This window comes from Gordonia sp. ALPHA1B1, from assembly GCF_005502615.1.
Taxonomy (GTDB): Bacteria; Actinomycetota; Actinomycetes; order Mycobacteriales; family Mycobacteriaceae; genus Gordonia; species Gordonia hongkongensis.
On sequence record NZ_SCOC01000035.1, the window covers coordinates 1 to 21,894 of the forward strand.

Consider the following 21,894-nt stretch of genomic DNA (forward strand, 5'->3'; position numbering starts at 1 on the left):
TCGACCGGAGTTCCGGGCCGACACATCTCGCCCATGACAGCACCGTCAGCCACGAAGTAAGTCAGACCCAAACCCGGTCAACCACCCACACCCATTCTCACTGCCACGAAGGGTCCCGACACTGACCCCAGCGCCCCCACAACCCCCGACGAATTCGCCGGCTTCGACGACCTGCCCACCGTCGCGAACCGCGCGGCAACCCACACGCCGAACGCACCGCGCTTCGACGGCGACGTCAGCGAGCTGCCCGACCGCGCGTGCTGGGCGCTGCAGAACCTGTTGACCCGCCGCTACATCAGCGGCGACCGGCAGCCGCAGCTGTGGTCGTGGGTGGCCGAGTACCAGGACGTGCTGCGCGGTCGTCTCTCCGAACTCGACCTCCGGCTACGCATCGTCGACGAGCTGCAGGTCGCCTTCGTCGAGCAGGCCGGCTACGACTCCCGCTGGGGCCGAAAGATTCTCAAGCGCGAGACGATTCACACCTACGACGCCATCCTGGCGTTGCACCTGGCCAAGTACGTGCGCGCCGCCCGCGACGAGCCGGTGCTGATCACCCGCGAGGAGATCCACGAGCTCTTCGCGGGCGTCACCAACACCATCGACCGCGACCTCGCGCTCTTCGACAAACGCATCGAACGCGCCCTCGACAAGATGGAGGAGCTCGAGTTCCTCCGCAAGCAGCGCGACGACGCGGACACTTTCATCGTCAGCCCGGTGATCTCCGCGGTGATGACGGCGTCGGTGATCACCGATCTGCAAAGACAGTTCGAGCAGTTCATCGGTTCCGGTGACACCGGGGAAGTGCCGCCGGAGGACCTCGCCGACGAGCCTGCCGAACGCGACGACGACGCAGCCGACCTCGACGGGGCCTACGGCGAGAACGACGAAGGAGACGACTGGTGAGCGGGCAGGTCGACCAGTACCACCTGTCCCGGTTGCAGCTGATCAACTGGGGCGTGTTCGACGGGTATCACTCGATCCCGTTCAGTCCCAACGGTTCTCTAATTACCGGTTCGTCGGGTAGCGGTAAGTCGTCGTTGCTCGACGCCATCTCGCTGGCGTTCTTGCCAGATCATCGACGCAACTTCAACGCCTCGGGCGATGCGACGGCGGCCGGATCCTCCAGCGGTAAGCGCACGGTCGGCAAGTACGTGCGCGGCGCGTGGGGTGAGCGGCGCGACGGCACCAACGCCCACCGCGAGATCATGTACCTGCGTGGCACCGGCCCGGCATGGGCGGCCATCGCGGTCACCTACACCTCCAGTTCCGGCGAGGCCATCACCGGCCTGGTACTGAAATGGCTTGCCGCGGGCAAGATGACCGACGCGCACAGTTCGTACTTCATCTACGACGGTGACGCCGACATCGTCGAGGCCTGCAACGAGTGGGCCGCCAACAACTACAACTCGGCCAAGTTCCGCGACCGCGGCTGGCGTGGCGGCCCCGGCGAGGGCAAGTACCTCTCGACGCTGTACTCGCTCATCGGGATCCGCGGCTCCGACGCCGCGCAGCAGCTTCTCGGAAAGGCAAAGTCGCTCAAGAGCGTCGGCGGTCTCGCGCAGTTCGTGCGGGAGTTCATGCTCGACGCCCCGACCAGCATCGTCGGGATCGCCGACGCCCTCGACCAGATCGATCCGCTCGTCGAAGCGCGCGAACTGCTGGACGTCGCCCGCCGCAAGCGCACCATTCTCGGCAACATCGAGGAGGTGCACGAGCGGTACGCGGGGGAGGCGGCCACCTTCTCGGTCCTCGACACCATCGACAACACCACCATCCGCAGCTACGTCAACAACCTGCGGATCCACAACGCGCAGCCCGAGGTCGCCGACCTCGACGACCAGATCACCCGTCTCGACGGTGATCTCGCCGCGCTGACCACCCAGCACGACCAGCTCCGCCAGGACCACAGCCTGCTGCTGTCCCGGATCGCCACCTCCACCGGCGACCTCGCGCCGCTTCGCGAACAGCTCGGTGGTGCACAGAAACTCAGCACCGAGGTCACCGCCCGACGCAACGCGTATGAGGACAAGGTCTCCGCGCTCGGCTTCACCCCACCCACGCGGGCCGAGGGCTTCTGGCTGCTGCGCGAGGAACTCACCGAGGAGGCCGCCAAGATCGACGGCCAGCTCGACGCCGGGCGCGCCCACTACGCAGAGGCGCTGGCCAGCGAGGTCGCCGCGCGTACCCGCCGCGACGCCGCGATGGAGGAACTCGGCCGCGTCGAGAACGCCGGCTCCGCGCTGCCGCGCACCGAACACGAGATGCGCCGCGCCATCGCCCACGGACTCCAGATCGACGAGTCCGAGCTGAAGTACGTCGCCGAACTCGTCGAACTCGATCCCGACGAAGAGCGCTGGCGTCTGGCCGTCGAGAAGGTGCTGCGCAACGTCGGCCTGCGTCTGCTGGTGCCCGACAAGCACTTCCGCGCGGCCCTGCGGTTCGTGAACTCGCACGACATGCGCGGCCGGATCCAGCTGCACCAGGCCGACTCCCGCCCGATGCCCGTTCTGGAGCCGGGGACCTTGGCGTCGAAGCTGCGTCCCGTCGACGCCTCGCACCCGTGTGCCCCCGAGGCGATGACGGTCCTGTCGAAGCTGGGCAACCACATGTGCGTCGACAGTCCCGGCGAGTTCTCCCAGCATGCCAAGGCCGTCACCGACCAGGGCCTGCGCAAGGATTCGGCGAAGCTCGCGGTGAAGGACGACCGCCAGCAGCTGCGGCGGTCACAGTACATCTTCGTCGGCGACGTCGCGTCGAAGATCGCCGCACTCCGCGACGAACTCGATTACGAGGAGCGGGCGTTCGAGGATGCCCGCCAGGATTGCGCCGAGCTCGACCGTGAACGCAGTGCCAAGGAACGACGCCGCGACGCGTATCGCCGTGTGTGCGAGCAGTTCACGCAGTGGAACGAGATCGACGTCGATTCCGTCGATGACCGCGTCGACCAGCTCACCGATCAGTACGACCTGCTGATCGAGGAGAACCCCGACGTCGAAGCCCTGCAGCGCAAGGCCGAAGACCTGTGGGAGCAGGTGCGCAACGCGATTTCGCAGGCCGCGCTGGTCAAGGACAAGATCGCCCGCCAGGATTCGCGGCGCACGCAGCTCCTCGACCTCATCGACCGGCTGAAGCCCGAAGACGTTCCCGCACAGGCGGAGAAGACCCTCGACGGTTTCCGCGAGGACCTGTCCGCGACCCTCGACGTGCTCAACCCGGAGCCGTACCGCCAGGAGATCGTCAAGGCCGCAAGCCGCGAGCGCGACCGTATGCGTTCAGATGCTCGACGCTCCCGTGATGAGCTGGCTCGCATCCTCGACACCTACGACGAGGAGTTCCCGGACGCCATCCCGAACGACAGCGACGACTTCGACGAACGTCTGCACGACTACGTCGCCGTCTGCCGCCGCATCGACGAGCGTGAGCTGCCGGCCGCCTACGAGCGGATGCGCCGCCTCATCACCGAGCAGGCCCCGGGCGCGATCCTGGGTTTGCACATGGCCGCCGACGCCGAGGAACGACGCATCGTCGAGCAGATCGAGCGCGTCAACACCGGCCTGGGCGCGGTCGCCTTTAACCGCGGCACCCGCCTGCGGCTGCGACCGGGCCGCAAGAAGCTCGCCGCGGTCGAGGAACTGACCGAGAAAGCCCGGCAGATCTCCAACCGCGCAACCGCGGTCAGTTTCGGCGACGAGCAGGCCATCCTCGAGCAGTACTCCGACATCCTGCTGCTGCGCGAACGCCTCGCCGGCAACACCCCGGAGGACCGCCAGTGGACGCGCGACGCCCTCGATGTGCGCAACCGCTTCGACTTCTACTGCGAGGAGCACGACGCCGAATCGGGGGAGACCATCCGCACCTACTCGAACGCCGGCGACAACTCCGGTGGCGAGCAGGAGAAGCTGATGGCGTTCTGCCTCGCCGGTGCGCTGAGCTTCAACCTGGCCAGCCCCCACGGCAACGACAACCGGCCGATCTTCGCTCAGCTGATGCTCGACGAGGCGTTCTCCAAGTCCGACCCGCAGTTCGCCCAACAGGCGTTGAGCGCGTTCCGGAAGTTCGGGTTCCAGCTGATCATCGTTGCGACAGTCCAGAACACCAGCACGATTCAGCCATACGTGGACAACGTCGTGATGGTGTCGAAGACAGAGGCTGGGCCGGAGTTGCGGCCGGTTGCTACCGCTACGTCGACAGGGATCAGAGCGTTCTCGGAGCTGAGGCGGTCGGGGAGTCAGTTGCCAGTGTGAGTGTCCCTACCCGCCGACATCGAAGGTCGAAGGGAAGGCGTCCTTGAGCCTCGGCGTACACCCAAAAGGACACAGTATTCACGCTTTCTGGCGCGCCTGCGTTGCAGGCCAGACCTCCTCCATCAGGTTGCAACCCTGCTAGTTCCGTCACAGCAGGTCGGCGCCGAGTCATCGAAACCGATGGGCGGGGACTGTCGGTCGTTCTGCCCGAAGGAGGGTCCTATCTTGACAGCTGCGTGAACAAGGTTCACACTAGTCCTTACGTGAACATTTTTCACAGGGGAAGGCGATGGCGGACGAACTCGTCGGACTGGCGGAGGTTGCGGAACTCGCAAAAGTAGGCCGCAACGTGGTCGCAAACTGGAGAAACAGGGATGATCGCTTTCCGACGCCTGTGGCTGAGTTGCGGAGCGGTCCCGTATTTAGTCGCGGATCTATCGATAGGTACTTACGAAGAAGGGGTAGACACATGGCGAGTGTTATTTCGACAATAAACCTAAAGGGTGGGGTGGGAAAGACTACAACTACCATTGGTTTAGCGGAATTACTGGCGACGCAATTCAAGAAACGCGTTCTGGTGATTGATCTCGATCCGCAAACCAACGCAACTACTGTGCTAATCGGCGAAGAGAAGTGGCGCAAACTCAACGACCACGGTTTCACCTTGGCCTCACTGTTCGAGGATGCCTTGCGGGCAGAGGGGGAGGACAGTCGATTCGTATTGGAGAAGGTTTTACAGAAGAACGTCAGCCCAGTTGCGGAAGTCCGCAACGTTGACTTACTTCCTTCGTCCCTGGACCTGATTGACGTCCAAGACCGTTTAGCCTCAATGTCGTCTGGCAAATTCTATTCGAACAATCCAACTGATCTTCTTCGTCGTGCTGTGAAACCGATTCTTGATAACTATGACTACGTGCTTGTTGATTGCCCGCCAAACCTCGGGATTGTCACTTTGAATGGGCTCAGGATTAGCGATGGCTACATCATCCCAACGATCCCAGATGTGTTAAGTACATACGGAATTCCCCAGATCCAATCGCGAGTAGAGGCTTTTGCGCACAATCTTGGAGACACGATCCATGAATTAGGAATCGTCGTCACCAAGTACAGGGCCGCTTCCACCGTGCACAACGCGACCATTAAACGTCTTCGCGAGAGTGATGACTTGCCGGTTGTGTTCGATACGGTAATACCCGAGGCGAACGCCATAGCCGGGTCCGCGGAGTTTGCGGGCACGTCTACCCTCCGCCAGAAGTATCAATACCAGGGAGGTCACGAAGTTTTTCGGACCTTGGCTGGCGAGTTCATCAAGGCAGTCGAGGATGTGACATGAAAAAGGAAATGGATGATTCTTTGGTTGTAGACAGTGCGGCCGCCGCATTGGCGGCGTTACATAGAAAGGATCCGAATCTCGCAAAGTGTTTGGCTCGATTGACGGAAGCCGTGGCAACCGAAGCGATGCGTAGTCCTAGATTCGCGACTGCGATCGCCGGCGCGCTCGTGTCGGATGAAGAGCTGGTGAACCCGTCCAAACGAATCGGACGCCGTTCGCCGGGTGTGCTCAATCCATTCGAAGTGTACGCGGACTCGGGAGAATTAGGCCTCCGTAGCCAGCTTGGTGCTCTCAAGTTGGATGAGTTACGTGACATCGTTGCTGAACATGGAATGGACCACGATCGTCTAGCGATGAAATGGAAAACCCCTAGCCGGGTGATTGATCGAATTGTTGAGAAGGTCTCGTCACGGACAGCTAAGGGCTCTGCATTCCGCACGTCTACAGAATCATCGCACGGCCGTGATGCCGACCGAGGCACTGGAATGAGTCTTCGGACCCATGAGAACTCGGATTTGCCTCCCGAAGGGCATTGAACCTAGCGGTGGGTAGATTTGTGGTTTTCACTGTCCTGGGCTCTTAGCAACGATGCAGCCAGACCGTTACCGAAACGGTATCCGTGAAGTTGACAACTCGTAAATAGACCGCTGAAGGCGGCGTGTCATCCGGGGCCGCTCTCAGAGGAGACGAGATCAAACTCGCACGGCAGCGGCTCTCGTGTGAACTGCAATTCACGAACCTTCCGGTCGGGCCTCAGAGTTGGGCTACAAGATCACCACTTCCCGCACGAGCTGGGACACGTGATCAATATTGCCCACCCCGATCATCGCAGCCCCTCCGGGCCACGCCAGTGCGGTTTCGCTACGGTCAGGCACAACCTCGGAGGGACCGATCACGTAGGACCATCCGTCTGTCGCGAAACCCGACCGCGCCTCTATTAGGTACGACGACGATTGGTGGTACCCATCTCGGCCCACATAAGTGCCGTCAATGCTCCACTTACATTCGAACATCAATGCTCTCGATCCCGCCCGGCAGAGCATCACGTCAGCTCCGATCGTTTTACGGGCGACGTTCACAGCAGACGTAGCAGACCAGTAGGGCGATTCGACACCGTACCGCTTCGCGGCGCCTGACGCTTCGAACCAAAGGTCCCAAACGTCCTGTCCTATCGCGACTTCAAATTGCGGACCAACTGACTGGGATGCGCTCAGCGGGGCCTTCCACCGGACGCGTCCATTTAGCCCACGCAGTGCCTGGAGAACCTCGCCAAGGACAGACAGGTGGAACAGGCGCCACTGCAAGTCCGGGATCGGTTCAATAATTTCGTACGCGAGGAACTCGAGGTCGGTCTCTGCTCGTACGAGAGCGTCTGACACCACCGCGAGCGTTGACCACGGTGCGCCGGAGCCGGCAAGCGACCGAATGTCGAGGCGATCAGGGCGTACGGGTTCCACGTCATCAAATTCTAGGTCTACTACCGCCGCCATCGATGTGATGTACGGTTCGATCTGTTCCGCGAGTAGCTTCGACGTCGGCTGGACTCCATGCAACATTGCGTCCAACCGACGAGCTACCCACACCAAGACCTGCACCGTAGTTTCATCGTGCGTACGCGACCGGGGGTTCCCGACCCAGGCGGACGGCGGCCACCCAAAGCGCCGCGCCGTCGAAGCCCAATCCGTCGGCCTTAGCGGCCGGGAAGCCACCTCGCGCGACAAGGTCGCAGCGATCGGGACATGCGGCAGCCATTCCGATGCGACCAGAGGAAGGCGCTGCAGGTCGGGCGTCATCCTTTCGAGGAGCACTCGTGACGCGCGACGTTCAATATCACGCGCGGACCACTCAAACGAAGTATCCACGCTGCCCGCCGCGCCGAGGGCCTCATATATCTGGCCGTCACTGGTCCATCCTCGGAGCAGTTCACTTAGACCTCGGCGTGGAAGGGCCGGCATTCTTAACTGAGAACGTTGCGTTGCTTGGCTACCCATATCCACTGTCCGTGCGGAAGGCCGTTCTCATCGGTCACGATTCGTTCTTGCAGCGCATCGAAGGTGCGATCGTCGAATCCGGCGAGGTAACGACCAACGCCCATCACGTATGCCTCAGCTAGCAACTCCGAAAGAAGTGGGGTGTCGACACCTTCTGAGTCTTCTGCAGGCCAAACGGCGTCATCGGGTGTCGGAGGCAGACCGGCCAGCAAGTAAGACGCCATACGCAGGAACACAGCTGGGCCAAGTGCGGTGGCGCTATCCGCCAGGTGCGCGGCATACAGACCCGAGATCGCCGCAACTGCGTCGGCGGCGAGGCTCACGAACGTCTCCTCAAGCAACTGTGTGAACTGCCCTGGCTTGATCGCCGGCACAGGGATGACGACAAACCGCCTAGACAGCGCCTGACCGAACCTGAACACTCGCTGCGCGTCTTGCGGGTTGTAGGTTCCGAACAGACGAAAGTCGGTACCCGCTAGGTAACGTAGCTGATCCGGGTCGTCGATGACGGTCGACCGCTGGCCCTTGCCCCAGCCGATGTGGATCGCGGTCCCGCCGTGAGTCTCGGACCGCCCCACCTCGACCTCCTGATCTGAAAGCCACGTCAGGAGCGGACCCATGATCTTGTCCATGTCGCCGCGATTGGTCTCGTCCAGAATCAGCCAACGGTCCTCATCGATGGCGCTGAGTAACGCGCCGGGTGTCCAGCGCAGTTTGCCGTCCGTCGGATCGGGGGCGAGACCGCCGATGAGCTCGAACGAGGTCCAACTCTCATCGGGGGTTCGCCACATGGGGTCGGGAGCGAAGCCGTCAGCGAAGCCGAATGCCTCGGGTTGTTTGGAAATTTCGGTTAGCGCCCACTTCAGCAACGTGCCCTTACCTGTCCCTGGTGGGCCGACGAGCAGGATGGATGCAGTGGTCTTGATCGCGAGCCGGAGCATCCGCTCGACGCGAGGGTCGACGCTGACGGACGTGGGGGCGGTCCTCGGCGCTGACGTAGTCTGCGTCGACGGCGCCTGTACCACCACCGACTCGGGTGGTCCGAGGCTCTCGGGAATCGTCGTTGCGTCCCACTCGACCTGTCCGAGGAGCGGTACTCCGAGCGGTGTTTGCGAAGTGATGGCGTCGAGCTCAGCTTGAGAGAGGCCCAACCGGTTGAGTAACTCTACCTTCGCGACGGACCAGTCGTCGCCCTCTGCAAATTCATGGTCAAGGAGGATCAGCACAGCTAGTGACTGCCACGCGGGCTTCTCCGCCGGGAGGAGCGCGCCGAGCAAGACTGCTGCGTCAGGAAGGAGACCCCCGCGGATGTCGTGGTTGGCGAAAAGCGTAAGAGACTTCTTGTTCCCACCCCGGGAGTTGTTGTTCCAGACGGTCTTGCGTCCCGTTCCTTCGACCGTCTTCCAGTCGTACCGGAAGGGGGCGAGTCTCCCTAGAGGGATTTCGGGCAAGACGGTGAACACCTCGGGGACTGCCAAGCCGATGTTGCTGAAGGATGGTAGAGCACCGTCCTGGTTCGCGTGCACCCACTTCGCGGAGAGGAATGCCTCGTAGGCGGACGCGTCTTGAGTGGAGTACTGCAGGGATTGGAAGTCCGCTAGGGCGGCGTTCATCGCCTCTGCGCTCAGCCGCATGCTGGTCCTCTTTCATCGACGTGGTGGATACCACCTTCACGTAATGCTGACAGGCTAGAGGAGTCCTAGAGCGCGACACGCGGGCACTGCGAGCGATCGCCGTCGGTGAGACGCTCTAGGGTTGCATCATGAGCACCGGCCGCAGTTCCCAGACTCCTCAACGACGGAAGCGCGTTGCCGGGCCACCCTCCCCAGACTTACCAAACATCTATCCCCGGACAGCGATCGCAAAGTTGGATCGGACGACGTACGCGGAGCGCACAGAGACTTTCCCAATCGAGGCGGTCGCTCCCGTTGTGGGCATGGCTCCGTCGTTCATCCGAAAGGTTGTCGGCAACAAAAAGCGGGTCGATGTGGCGGACATATTGGAATTGCTTGACCAGGACGCGTTCGCGGAAACATTCGTGCCCCGTAGTCGGGTTCTGGACTATTTGTTCTCGAACGCTGATGCGAAGGCCGTAAAGAGGATCGAGCAGTTTTCTGATGAACAGAAGTACAAGTTAATCCATGGCGACTTTATGCAAGTCGTTGATTCCCTTCCTGCTGGAAGCGTGCAGTGCGTTGTTACCTCAACTCCGTACTGGGGAATGCGCATTTACAAAGAGTCCCGCGTCGTCAAGTGGTCCGACGGCGAGGAGTGCGCCTACGGCCACGAGCAAACGCCCGAAGGCTTCGTTCGTCACACAGTCGAGGTACTTCACCGGTTGCGCCCAATACTGACCGAGTCTGCTTCGATCTGGTGGAACCTGATGGACACCTACATGACGCGGACGCAGATCCGAGGGAACGCATACGAGGCTTTGCAGGCGATGGATGGCCGCAACCGAAAGAAATGGGGCGATCACGAGCATCATCGATACAGCGCCGGGCACGCGTACGTAAAAGACGGGGAACAGTGTGGGATCCCGGCGTTAGTAGCCTCTCGGGCTAGCCGAATCGGGTACTTCGTTAAGAGCACCATTACTTGGGCGAAGATCATTAGCCTGCCCGAACCGCAGAACTCCCGCGTGAGCCGTAGCTTGGAGTATGTTATGCACTTCTCGACGCAACGGGCTCCTAAGTTCGAGAAGGAGGCCTACCGCCGCCTAACCGCCAGTATGGGTGGGCGGAATGCTCTCTACGAGGGAGATAAGCTATCCGACGTGTGGGTTCTACCAGTCTCGTCCGGTGGAGATGGCCATGGAGCGCAATTCCCCCTCGCTTTGCCTGGACGGTGCATCGCGATCTCCACCGACGTCGACGACGTTGTGCTCGATCCTTTTGTCGGTTCAGGGAACACAGCAGTCGCTGCGCTTACACTGGGCCGGAAGGTCATAGGCGTAGACGTATCCCAACAGTATCTGAACGTGGCTGAGGAGAAGGTTCGCGAACTTGACGAACGGCTGCCGATCGACACTGCGACGAAGTCTCCAGTGCAGGTTGCGGAGGAGATCTTCCGCAAGACAAGTTGATGGTTGCCCAAATTCACTTAGCAGCGATCTACGCGGTGCGAGACACCGGTGACAGTCGATTCTGCAGTAGATATGGCAGTAGACCGCGGTTGCCGTTCTGGTTCGGTCTATTCGGACATGACGTCCCAACCCTGTTTCCGCGTTCAATTTATCGGTCTGAAGTCCCTGCGGCCGAGGTGATCAGCAGGAGAAGAGACCCTCTTCCAGCAACTGCGTCAACCTGGAGAATGCTTGCAGTGCGGTCCGAGACGGACAACTATTGCAACCAATCAGTTGACGTCTCGGCGCTAACCCGTACAGCTCACGTGCGAGAGCTGCGCCGGTGTCGTAGGCGAGGACGTAGTGTAATTGATTACCTAGGCAGAGGAGCCACGTCTGCCGTCGATGCCGGCGGTGCAAAGCGCTACGGCGGCACAAATGACTTCCCATCGGCGCCCCGGGGACTACGTCCTAGCGACGAGAACGGATGACGATGATAGCCATATCGGACCATAATTAGGTTGCCGCGATCGAGAGACCGCCGACGGCTGATTCGCTTGTCGTCAGAGCTCTTGACGGTTAGCGCACAGATGCCGACCAGTTCCTACGCGGGCCGCAAGACCGCTACGAGGAACTCCGACTTGTCGGTGAACGGGCGGACGTCCCAGGACTCCAGGAGCAGGTCCTGAGCGAAGCCGGCGGTGGCTGCGTTCTCGAGGAACTCGTCGAACGCGTAGTCCCGGCCGGCGCCGAACCCGATCACCGCGCGGCCGTCGTCGCGCAGATGTGCGCGCAACCGCTCGAGGACGGTGACACGGGTGCTCGGCGCGAGGAACGCCATCACGTTGCCGGCCGAGACGATCAGGTCGAACGGTTCGTCGATGCCGCGGGCGGGGAGATCGAGTTCGGCGAGGTCGTTCACCAGCCATCGCGGGCCTGGATGGTCTTCTTCAGCGGCTTGGATGAGGACCGGGTCGACGTCGACGCCAACGACTTGGTGTCCGACCTCGGCGAGGTACCCGCCCACGCGCCCCGGGCCACACCCGGCGTCGAGGATGCGGGACCCGCGCGACGCCATCGTGTCGATGAGCCGAGCCTCGCCGACCAGGTCGTTACCCTCGCGCGCCAGGGTGCGGAAGCGTTCGACGTACCAGCTGGAGTGGTTGGGATCCGCGGCGGACTTCTGCATCCAGATGCTCTGTTCGACCATGCCCGCATTCTGCCAAACGCCGGAATCATCGACCGAGCCGAAACGCAGCGGGGCGTTGGCCGACTGTCAGGTCACTTCTGGCGGAAGTGGGGCGCTGAACGCGGATGCCAAAGGAGACTCAGTACGGCGACTTCGATGACCAACAGCAGGACGTCGAGCGTGCTGGTCACTGACCTGTCGTAGGTTGCTACGGACGTGATCCCGGAGACGATGCCTACCGCGCCGATGACAGTGGCCGCCACGCGTGCCCAGCGGAAACCGCGCAGGTTGGCGTACGCGAGCAGTAGCCAGAGTCCGGCAAGTGCGAGGCAGGACGCGACGATCAAACCGGTCGCGACGTTGGTCCCGGTCTCGCTCGCGACATCTAGTGCGTCAGAGCTCCGATAAGTTGATCCGTCACCGAGGCGAACGGACTGCCGCAGACGTGCTTCTTCCCTGACTGCGTCGACCAACGAGAGCGCGTGGAACATGCCGATGAGCTGGATGCTCGCTCCGGTGATCATCAGTCCGGTGGCCAGCCACACCGTGGACGGTGTGGACGCGGAGCGTGTTCGCAACACTCGTTGCGCACCATGCGTGTCAGTCGTCATGCGATGACAGTAGGGCGGTTCGACGGCAGCGAGAGATCCTGCTGCACAGCGCATTGGCCCACTCCGGTCGGAGCCGTGTGGCGTCCCGAAGCTGCGACTGCACGCCGGTGGCATAACGTCACCGCAGTCCCCATCCGTTCCAGGTGGGTGCTCAGGCCGGCATGAGTCTCGTCGATACGTCGGCGATCGCGGCTTCGAACCTCTTGCGCCCGCCTGCGGTATTCAATCCACGCATCGAACAGTGCAGAATCTTGCCTGCCGGCACGTAGATACCGGCGCGCGTGATGGATGCACGACGCCAACCATCGCGAGCGGAACCACCGAGAAGCTGGACGATCTCGAGATTTGGGAGCAGACTTACCACTTCCCGGGTCCAACGGGCCCCGCGCGCCCGCTCCGCCGGGGTCGATCCGCCGTTCTTCAAACCAGCAACCGGGAACGGCACCACGTTCCAGTGGACGACACTGCGATGAGCCGATCCAATCGGTTAGAGCGCGGACACCCATAACCGGAAGACGGATGAACTGTGCATACGACTCGGAGTTCATGATGGAAGTCCGTGACGCGTTCGATCGTCAATCGCCAGGTTCGCCAAGTACTCAAGCGGGCATTTGGGTGTCTGCCCGGCCACCACTTCGCGATCGGCACGCACGAGGCGCCCGACCCGATTCAATTATGTAGGAGCGGTGAGTCATCCTTCGCCGGGGCTACAAAGGAATATCGGCGATCGTTGCGCGCAGAAACTCAACTGCCGTATTGCAAACTTCGGCAGTCGGAGGTCGCACTATGTCGAATCTATTAACGGTAGTCACAACTACCGCATCGCCAGAACGAACGAAGACCGAGCATGAACCGGGTAGTCGGCTTCCTTGCAGCACCTGCCTACCGCCAACCTCGAGGTCGGGTAGCAGATCGAAAGTGTTCCCGATTCGGTCTTTGTGGCCGCGCAAACCTTGGTCGGGCCGCACGAGGTTACCCACAGACTGACTGATTGACGAAAGAGCGTCATCGACGTAGTACCAACGGCATCCGCGCGCGGTCTGAAAGTCGGATGAAGCGGCGTCTTCCACAGACCCGGGATCGAGTCCAAAACGGATTACCGTCGACTGGGCCACGTAAGTGCATGGTTCGTAGTTCGTAGCATCATTGTTGACGCTCCATCGATTCGGAAAACGATTCACAAAGGGTAAATATCGTCCCTGATCGTCGGTCTGCCTGATTCCCGCGACTTCTCCGCTCGGTTGGGCCGATGATTCATAGACACCCGAGCTTCCCGCCTGCGGCGTACCCGATACCGCGCACGAGCTGATAGCCAACGATGCCGCCGCCAAGAAAACAGAAATGACCAGACGACTCGACTCACTAGGCCTCAATTGACAAGGCGCTCTCTTCGTCCGTGGACGAGATCTGCTGTGAAGCTTGTACGCACTGACTCGCGAGGCTTCGCGCAGTCCTGAGATTCTCATCGATCTGCGTGCTCAGCTGATCAAGTGCGCGGGTGAATGCGTTGAAGAAGTTGTCACCTTCAATGCAATCGCCAAAGTAGTTCGTCGATTCAACCTCGCCCAGGGCTATCGAAGCGGCTGTTAAGTGATGCGCAGCGTCTGAGGCGACGGCCGCGCGTTGCTCCCACGCAAGTCGCTCAGACCGTAGGATCGTGGAACGCCCGTGAGGACTAATCGGCATGTCCGGGACGGGCCTTGGCAGCAACGAGTCGTCTTCGAAGGGCGTACTCACAGGCTTCCTCCCCGTGTCGGGCCTGAGCGTTGGTCTACCTCGACGAACACAGTAGTACGGCTTCCCTGGTCACGACGTCAACCATCTGTCTTGTGAGTTGGCGGACCACTTCGATGATTCACCGCTGACCTCTCCAGCAAGACGGCGGTGAACTGATGTCTGTTGTGGACACCGCCGCGAGAACCTGGACTTCATCATCTAGCATCAACCGGCACACGGTGATGACTGCGGGGGAGTCCGGTGATGACGACATATGTCGATGAGGTGCGGGCGTATTTGTCCGGTTTCGGCGATCCACCTCGGCTCTATGATGCTCTCCGCGATGCCACCCTCGCTGTTCCTCTCGACCTCCACGGACGCCTGTTCACGCTGGTGGAGGCCGGTGTCCCGTGGATGCTGGCGTTCACGACGCCGGAACGCCTGCGTGACTTCGCCGAGCTCACCGACCGCGACCTGGACGAGGTCCGCTACCTCGACGTTCCCGGTCATGCGCTGATCGACCGAGTCCTCGACCAAGCCCCTGAACCCACCGGCCTCGTGGTCGATCCTGCGACACCGTCGACGATGACGTTCCCGCCATCCCGCGAGCTGACACCGCACTGTTACTACGATGGCGAGGGCGAGGTAGTCCGATGACCGACAATCTGAAAGTCGACCCCGCCGACCTCATCAAGGCCAGCGCCGGCATCAACGGCGTGATCAACGGGCTCGCCGACACCGGGGTCGGTTCGGACTACAGCGCCGCGATCGGTCGCGGATACGGCGACCTCGACCTCGACGGCCGCACCATCGGTCACGCCGACCCGAAGAGCGGACTCGAGGAGTACTGCGACCGCTGGGAGTGGGGCGTTCGCGCGCTGGTCACCGGCGCAGCTGAGATCTCGAAAGGACTGGGACTCGGAGCAAGCCACTACGAACGTGAGGAGACGTGGGCAGGCGACCAACTTAAGAACTTCACGATGGATGTAATCGGCGACCCGAGCCTCACCCCGGAAGACCTCACGACCATGTCGTGGGGCGATCTGTGGGAGCACAACAAGAACGCCATCACCGACCCACAGTGGGCCCTGACGCCGGAAGAGATGCGGAAACACCAGGAGCTCGGTCAACAACTCCGACAGACGATGGTCGAGGACCTCGAGACCATCGGACGCCATTCGGTCGATCCGTCGTCGCTTGTCACCGACACGATCGACGGCTTCGAACGCGACGGGTTCACCGCCCCCTCAGCAAGCACCGCCGAGAGCAAACCAGCTGACATGCCGGGGACGAAGTAAGTGGGCCTGTTCGACGTCTTCGAGGGTGGTAAGGAGGTCGTCGGCGGACTCGTCGACGGCGCCACCGAGCTCCTCGGCGGCGGTTTGCGGGCTGTCGGCCTAGACAGCATCGCCACCAACGTCGAAGATCTCGGTGACGGCGTCGCCAACTCGCTGGGCGCCATGCCCGACGAGCAGCAATTAGGGCAGACCAACGACCCCAAGGAGCTGATTCTCGGTGACCCTGCCGGGATCACCGCTCTCGCTGAGAAGTTCACGGGCTTCGCCGGGAATTTCGTCGCGGCGGGTGAAGGGCTACGCGGCATCTCGGTCGGCGACTGGTCCGGCACCGGCGCCGTGGAATTCCGGGATGCCTCCGGCCGACAGGTTCCGCAGTGGTTCGCAGCCGGCGACGCCGCGTCCAAAGCCGCTGCAGCACTCACTGGTTGGGCCGGAGTCGTCACCTTCGCGCAGCAGAAGGCCGCGGACGCCATCCGAATCTGGGAAGAAGGCGAGCGCAAACACGCCGAGTGGGTCACCAAGGCCAACATCTACAACGACGAACTCGACGACTACAAGAACGATCGACGCGACACCCCGCCCACTCATCCCGGACCCAGCCCGCGAGATGGATACCGAGCGGAGGCGGAGCGAGTCCTCAAAGTCGGCCGCGACCATCGCAACTCGTCGGCCCCGGGCGTCAAGGCCGAGTTGAGCGACGCCGCGAACATGGCGCCGCCGATGCCGTCCGCGTTCGATCAGGCGCGAATGACCGCCAGCGACGTCGGGACCGCCGCGTTCACGAGCTTCACACACTTCGAGGCAGGTCTGATCGGGTCGGTCACCGAGGTTGTCAAGGGGCTCAACATGATGCTCCCGCAGAACCCGTACAACATCGCAAACCCCCACCAGTACATGCGCAACTCGGCGACCATGGTCACCGGGATCGTGCACCAGGTCGCCCATCCCGACGAGTTCGTCCGGAACTTCGCCGGATCCGGATGGTCGACGGATCCGTCCCAAGCGCTGGGCAACGTCATCGGCAACACGGTGATGATGATCGCGCCCGGGCCTAAGGGCGGCGGCCTACTGACTGGGTTCACGAAAGTTGGCCGCAACGCCCCGACCCCGTCACCAACTCCACACATCAGCCCGACCTCGTATCACCCAGACGCCCCGCCCGCGGCACCACACCCGACGCCCGTGCCGCACGGATCGTCACCGAACACGCCTGGTGCCAGTCCCAGTGCCGAGTTGCCCGGGCGGCAAGGTCCCGACCTCGCGGTCGACCACAACGCGCCTCCCGTCCCCAGAGCTGACGGTCCCGCGCCGGACGCTCCGGCCCCCGAATCACCTGCGCCCGCCGGCCCACCGAATCCGGCTCCCACCCCCGACGCGGGCACACCATCGCCGGGCGCCGTCGACACTCCGCCCAGCGGGGGTGCACCTGAACCGCCCGCGCCACGCCCCGACGCCGGGTCGCCGGATCAGCCCGTCGCCGGCGGACCTGTCGACGGGCCCGGCCCGCACACACCCAACCCCGAGACCCCGGCACCCGCCCCGAATCCCGAGCCCACGCCCTCGCCTGTGTCCGACGGGCCGGGATCTCCTACGCCGGGACCCGCGGACAATCCCTCTGGACCACGAAACCTGGGTGACGACGACCCGCCGGGACCTAACCGCGGCGACACCACCACTCCCGCAGCCGCACCCGGTGGCGACCACTCACCCGGGCAGTCCACTCCCGGACACAACGCCGTCGACCGCGATGGCGCACCGAACCCGACGCCCCATGAACCGTCGGTGCCCAAGCCCGACGAGCCCGTCGTCGACCGGACCCCAACCCGGCACGACGAGCCGATCGGCGGGCACCCACCCAAAGCCGACAAACCAGCAAGTCCCACAACACCTCACACGCGACCCGACCCAGACGCGCCTGGTCCACGCCCCACGCCGGCCTCGATCCATCCCGACGCGCCGACAACTCGACCCGACGTCGTCGAAACCCCAACGCGCACGCCTGACCACGCCGACACGCCCGCAACGGGACCCGTAGCACCGGTCGCCGGTCACCACCCGGCGTCGACGCCACATGCCACACCCGATCCCGCGCAATCGAAACCCGCTCCGACGCCGGCCGGTCCCGGCGCCCCGGCGCGTGCGGACGCTCCCACGACACCTCCGCGCGCACCCGACCACACCCCGGACCGCACGCCACCTGCGCGCACCACACCGGAATCCGCTCCGCCGCGCGACGTCGATCGCAGTCGCCCGGTCCCGTCGAACGCCCATCACGTTCCAGAACCCAGCGCACGGAACGCGCCGGACCCAACGCCTCACCCGCCACGCAGCGGTCCCGACGACCGGCCGATCCCACCGACTGTGATTCCGGACCGCCCGTTCACACCGGAACGTCCATCGGCGAATCCCCGCTCAGCGAGTCCCGACGCGCCGTCGTCGCCGCGAGACCCCGCACCCGGCAACCGACCGGACGGCGACAACCCGGACGGAACCAGCTCCACCCCGGACAACGACACCGGCGAACCCCTCGACCCCTCGAATCCCGATCGCACCGACGCAGGTTCGACGGAGCGCGCCGACACCAGTGAAGGCAACGAGTCGCCGGACCAGTGTCGGAGCAACGGCGAACCGGTCAACGTCGCGACCGGCGAGTACTTCCTTCCGCTGACCGACGTCGATCTGCCCGGGGCCCTACCGCTGCAGCTCACGCATCGGCACCGCTCTCGATACCGGTGGGGTCGATGGCTCGGACCGACGACACCGTCCACGTTCGACGCCCGCGCCATCGTCTCCGACGACCTGGTGACCATCGTCGACGGCGACGGCACCATGACGAACTTCCCCAAGCCGCAGGCTGACTCCGTGTCACGGAGCGTGAACGACACCGACTGGGAACTGCGGGCAACGGCAACGGACGGCTACCAGCTGACCCATGTCCGCACGCTCGTCAGCTGGTTCTTCATCCCGATCCCAGAGCTCAACGGCGTCGACGTCACGGCCGGGAGCATCGCAGTCTCCGCGATGACCGACCGTCATCACAACCGCATCCGCTTCGTGTTCGACGAGAACGGAAGACCCTCGGCGGTCGAGCATTCCGCCGGATACCGCATCGACGTGCAATGCGACGGCGCTCGAATCCTCGGCTACCGCTTGGTCGCCGGGGTTGACGGCGTTTCGGTCAACCAGCAGCTGTGCACCTTCACCTACCACCGTGGTCACCTCGCAGCGTCGACCAACGCCGTCGGTGCGACAACGTATTTCGGCTACGACGACGCCGGGCGGATGACCTGGTGGCGCGACTCGATCGGGATGGAGTACTGGAACCGGTACGACGACCTGGGTCGTGTGACCATCCAATCCGGCATGAACGGAGTGTGGTCCGGGCGATTTGACTACCAGCTCCGGACAGCGGGTCCAGGATCGATGACGACCTACACCGACGCCGTCGGCGCGACGACGCTGTACGGCATCGATGCAGACAATCGGGTGCGGCAGGAGATCGATGCGCTGGGTCGGATCTCCCGGACCGATTACAACGACAGTCGACAACCGATGGTGCTCACCGGTGCGGATGGACTGTCGACGCGACTGCACTACAACGCTTTCGGTGATGTTGAGCGGATCGTCGGACCCGACGGTGCAGCGACGGAAGTCAGTTACGCGGGTCCGGGACGGCCCGACCGGATCGTCGAACCGGGTCCGGTCACCACGCGTATCGCGTACACCGACAGTGGACGTCCGCTGACGGTGACCGACAATGCCGGCGCGGTCACGTCGTACGCCTACGACGACCACGGCGCGCTGACGTCGCTCACGGATCCCGACGGCGTGATGGTTCGCTACCGCAACAATGCGGCCGGACTACCCACCGAGATCATCGACATGCTCGGCAACACCACGCGGATCAGATACGACGCGTTCGGGCGGCCGGTCGAGGTCGTCGACGCCGAGGGCGCCAGAACCACCGTCGGGTACGACGCGATGGGGAATCGGACCAGTCTCGTCGCTCCCGATGGTGGACAGTCTCGGTGGGAGTACGACGGCGAGGGCAACTGCGTCGCCTACGTCGATCCCGTCGGCGCGACCACTCGTTGGGAGTACGGCCACTACGACCTGCCGGTCGCGCGGATCGATGCGGATGGTTCGCGAACCGCGTTCACCTACGACACCGCACGCCGGCTCGTCGCTGTCACCAACCCCGACGGTCTGGTGTGGAGCTACTCATACAACCCGGACGGGTCGTTGCAGTCCGAGATCGACTTCAATAACGCGACAACGACCTACACGTACGACGCGGGCGGACAGCTCGCAACGCGGACGAACGCGGCTGGGCAAACGGTAGCGTTCGAGTACGATGCTGCCGGTCGCGTTGTCGCTGAACGCAGTTCGGACCCTGTCAACCCCGACTTCGACGGGGAGGTCACCGAGTACAGCTACGACCTCGCCGGGCGGCCGGAAAGTGTCGTCGGCGGGTTCGGGCGGTGGCACTCGACGTACACGGCGGCGGGCATGCCGCTACTGACCGGCGTGAATGACGGATCCACCGATTGGGTGAGCGAATCGGGGTGGACGGGCGCGGGCCGCTTGGCATCGGTCACGACGCCGACGGCGGTGTACACGCGTTACGGCTACGACCCGCGCGGCGTGCTCGACTTCATTTGGACGGCGGGTCGTACCTGCGACATCACCACCAGCGCCTCCGGCCGCGAGCAGCGTCGGCGCTTTGAGGGCACGGCCATCGATTCGTCGTGGGATCCGGTCGGACGGCTCATTGGGCGTTCGATTGCGACGGTCTCTGCCAATCCGGCGACGCTGAACCTCGGTTCGAGTGGATCGGCCGGCGGGGGACCGGAACGCACCGTCGCACGAGCCGAGTACACCTACCGCGCCGACGGCATCCTCACCGCTTCGACGACGACGCTCGCTGATCGCGGCCGGACGGACTACCAGGTCGACGTCCTTGGGCGGATCACCGCGGCGGTCGGCACCGATGGTACTGAGCAACTGACCTACGACGCGACCGGCAACATCACCGCCTACGGGCTTGCTGACTCGCGGGCGGGGACTACGCCGCCGCATGACCCGCAAGACAGCGGCCCGCCTCCGTTCTCTGAGGTACGAGGCGCCGGCCAGCCTCTGCTCCCAGAGGTGCGAGGCGCTAGCCAGTCTCCGTCCCCTGAGGTGCGAGGCGCTAGCCGAGCCTCGAAGGGTCCTCGCTGGCGATACTCCGGCACCCTGCTCGTTGACGACGGCCGGACGTCGTACCGGTACGATCCCGCGGGCCGCCTCACCACGATGAGTCGCAGGCGATTGTCGCGCAAACCCGATGTGTGGCATTACGTCTGGGACGCGCACAATCGGCTACGCAGCGTGATCACTCCCGACGGGACGACGTGGACGTACACCTACGATCACCTCGGGCGTCGCCTCAGCAAGACGAACACGGCGACCGGGGCAGTCACTCGGTTCCACTGGCACGGCGAGCAGCTGGTTGAACAGACAGAGTCAGTGCCGGATGCACCGGACGCCGGAACCAACGCGGACCTAACGGCGACTACCTGGACGTTCGCGCCCTACGCGTACACCCCTCTGGCGCAGACACGCAGTACAGAATCGATTACGGCGACGGACGATGCTGACTCAAGGAACAGCGCACCCGACGCGGACGTGAGCCTCAACCTCGGGTCACCTACGTTCGCGCCGTCCAGGCCGGTCGAGTGGACCCAAACCGAAGTCGATCGAGAGTTCTTCGCGATCGTCACTGATCAGATCGCGACTCCCACAGCCCTCGTCGACCCACACACCGGCGAAGTCGCCGGGCATGCGGCAAGAACGCTATACGGCGAGAGCACATGGGTGGGCTCGTCGACGCCGTGGGCGTTTCCCGGTCAGTACGCGGACTCCGAGAGCAGGCTGTACTACAACCGTTACCGGTACTACCAGCCTGGGACCGGACGGTATCTAACTCCGGACCCATTGGGGCTGACGCCGGCACCGAACCCACATACGTACCCCGACAATCCGGTGATCTACGCGGACCCGCTGGGACTAGCACCGACCGGAGCTTGCTCCTCCAACAACAGCTCGACCCCGGTTGGCCACGCTCTGCCAGGGGGTAGCGGAGGCGGTCCACGCCTGTCCGCTCCCGACCTGGACGCGTTATCCGCAAGCGGTGGGCGCCCGAGCACTGCCAAGAACCTAACCGTGGCTGGGCACAACTATCAGAAACACATGAACCGGCCCGGAAGCTACCTTGAAAAGGTTGGCGGCAAGCATGTCAACGAAGCCGGGCAGAATCACCTAGATGATATCCTCACGTCTCCCGGTATCCGGGTGGTCCGGAAGACCGGCGGGAACTTCCAAGGAGGGACAATTCATATCGCACCTAATGGACATGGCGCGGTCTTCGACGGTTCTGGCAACTTCCAGTTCTTCGGGAGGTTCTGAG

The 21,894-nt window shown here is 63.3% G+C and carries 13 protein-coding genes and 1 pseudogene; 8 read left to right on the plus strand and 6 right to left on the minus strand.

Going from position 1 to position 21,894, the window contains the following annotated elements:
- The first annotated feature begins 93 nt into the window (after window positions 1-93).
- From FFS52_RS18990 to FFS52_RS23775, 4 genes are all read left to right on the plus strand, one after another.
- Complete coding sequence (locus FFS52_RS18990) at window positions 94-903, plus strand: DUF4194 domain-containing protein (RefSeq protein WP_137810591.1); 810 nt, start codon at window positions 94-96, stop codon at window positions 901-903.
- Window positions 900-4,244 carry an SbcC/MukB-like Walker B domain-containing protein gene (locus FFS52_RS18995; protein ID WP_137810592.1) on the plus strand — a complete coding sequence of 1,115 codons (3,345 nt, stop codon included), beginning with the start codon at window positions 900-902 and terminating at the stop codon, window positions 4,242-4,244. The genes FFS52_RS18990 and FFS52_RS18995 overlap by 4 nt, the downstream gene beginning before the upstream one ends.
- Before the next feature lie 469 nt (window positions 4,245-4,713).
- Entirely contained in the window at window positions 4,714-5,577 is an 864-nt protein-coding gene (locus tag FFS52_RS19000; protein WP_137810624.1) for an AAA family ATPase, read from the plus strand.
- A complete protein-coding gene (locus tag FFS52_RS23775) occupies window positions 5,574-6,113 on the plus strand; it encodes a hypothetical protein (RefSeq protein ID WP_212743655.1) in 540 nt (179 codons plus the stop codon). Before FFS52_RS19000 ends, FFS52_RS23775 begins: the two co-directional genes overlap by 4 nt.
- A gap of 228 nt (window positions 6,114-6,341) precedes the next feature.
- Here FFS52_RS23775 and FFS52_RS23780 read toward each other — a convergent pair whose 3' ends face one another.
- Complete coding sequence (locus tag FFS52_RS23780) at window positions 6,342-7,034, minus strand: hypothetical protein (RefSeq protein ID WP_137810593.1); 693 nt, start codon at window positions 7,032-7,034, stop codon at window positions 6,342-6,344.
- A 500-nt stretch (window positions 7,035-7,534) separates the two neighbouring features.
- A complete protein-coding gene (locus FFS52_RS19015; protein WP_137810594.1) occupies window positions 7,535-9,202 on the minus strand; it encodes an AAA family ATPase in 1,668 nt (555 codons plus the stop codon).
- Window positions 9,203-9,330: 128 nt separating this feature from the next.
- Between FFS52_RS19015 and FFS52_RS19020 the strand changes: the two genes are divergently transcribed.
- Entirely contained in the window at window positions 9,331-10,653 is a 1,323-nt protein-coding gene (locus FFS52_RS19020) for a site-specific DNA-methyltransferase (protein ID WP_137810595.1), read from the plus strand.
- 583 nt (window positions 10,654-11,236) lie between these two features.
- Here the strand turns inward: FFS52_RS19020 and FFS52_RS19025 are convergent.
- The 4 genes and pseudogenes from FFS52_RS19025 to FFS52_RS19040 all read right to left on the minus strand — a co-directional run bounded on the left by FFS52_RS19025 (window position 11,237) and on the right by FFS52_RS19040 (window position 13,898).
- A complete protein-coding gene (locus FFS52_RS19025; protein WP_137810596.1) occupies window positions 11,237-11,842 on the minus strand; it encodes a class I SAM-dependent methyltransferase in 606 nt (201 codons plus the stop codon).
- 71 nt (window positions 11,843-11,913) lie between these two features.
- On the minus strand, window positions 11,914-12,432 hold the full coding sequence (locus FFS52_RS19030; protein WP_137810597.1) for a hypothetical protein: 519 nt from the start codon (window positions 12,430-12,432) through the stop codon (window positions 11,914-11,916).
- 151 nt (window positions 12,433-12,583) lie between these two features.
- Window positions 12,584-12,895 (minus strand): annotated as a pseudogene (locus FFS52_RS23930) (uracil-DNA glycosylase); the annotation flags it as partial.
- A 244-nt stretch (window positions 12,896-13,139) separates the two neighbouring features.
- Window positions 13,140-13,898, minus strand: a complete 759-nt coding sequence (locus FFS52_RS19040; protein WP_137810598.1) for a DUF3558 family protein — start codon at window positions 13,896-13,898, stop codon at window positions 13,140-13,142.
- A gap of 514 nt (window positions 13,899-14,412) precedes the next feature.
- Between FFS52_RS19040 and FFS52_RS19045 the strand changes: the two genes are divergently transcribed.
- Genes FFS52_RS19045 through FFS52_RS19055 form a run of 3 tightly spaced genes read left to right on the plus strand, consistent with a single transcriptional unit; the run spans window position 14,413 to window position 21,893 of the window.
- Entirely contained in the window at window positions 14,413-14,805 is a 393-nt protein-coding gene (locus tag FFS52_RS19045) for an SseB family protein (protein ID WP_137810599.1), read from the plus strand.
- Window positions 14,802-15,446: a hypothetical protein gene (locus tag FFS52_RS19050; RefSeq protein ID WP_137810600.1), complete on the plus strand. Its 645-nt coding sequence runs from the start codon at window positions 14,802-14,804 to the stop codon at window positions 15,444-15,446. The genes FFS52_RS19045 and FFS52_RS19050 overlap by 4 nt, the downstream gene beginning before the upstream one ends.
- On the plus strand, window positions 15,447-21,893 hold the full coding sequence (locus tag FFS52_RS19055) for a putative T7SS-secreted protein (protein ID WP_249358713.1): 6,447 nt from the start codon (window positions 15,447-15,449) through the stop codon (window positions 21,891-21,893). It abuts the gene before it with no gap.
- Window position 21,894 lies beyond the last annotated feature (1 nt).

Bases quoted from the DNA above. Each gene is read 5' to 3' on its own strand.
- FFS52_RS19000 (WP_137810624.1), top strand. From the start codon at position 4,714: ATGGCGAGTGTTATTTCGACAATAAACCTAAAGGGTGGGGTGGGAAAG.
- FFS52_RS23775 (WP_212743655.1), top strand. From the start codon at position 5,574: ATGAAAAAGGAAATGGATGATTCTTTGGTTGTAGACAGTGCGGCCGCC.
- FFS52_RS19015 (WP_137810594.1), bottom strand. From the start codon at position 9,202: ATGCGGCTGAGCGCAGAGGCGATGAACGCCGCCCTAGCGGACTTCCAA.
- FFS52_RS19020 (WP_137810595.1), top strand. From the start codon at position 9,331: ATGAGCACCGGCCGCAGTTCCCAGACTCCTCAACGACGGAAGCGCGTT.
- FFS52_RS19025 (WP_137810596.1), bottom strand. From the start codon at position 11,842: ATGGTCGAACAGAGCATCTGGATGCAGAAGTCCGCCGCGGATCCCAAC.
- FFS52_RS19030 (WP_137810597.1), bottom strand. From the start codon at position 12,432: ATGACGACTGACACGCATGGTGCGCAACGAGTGTTGCGAACACGCTCC.
- FFS52_RS19040 (WP_137810598.1), bottom strand. From the start codon at position 13,898: ATGAGAATCTCAGGACTGCGCGAAGCCTCGCGAGTCAGTGCGTACAAG.
- FFS52_RS19045 (WP_137810599.1), top strand. From the start codon at position 14,413: ATGACGACATATGTCGATGAGGTGCGGGCGTATTTGTCCGGTTTCGGC.
- FFS52_RS19050 (WP_137810600.1), top strand. From the start codon at position 14,802: ATGACCGACAATCTGAAAGTCGACCCCGCCGACCTCATCAAGGCCAGC.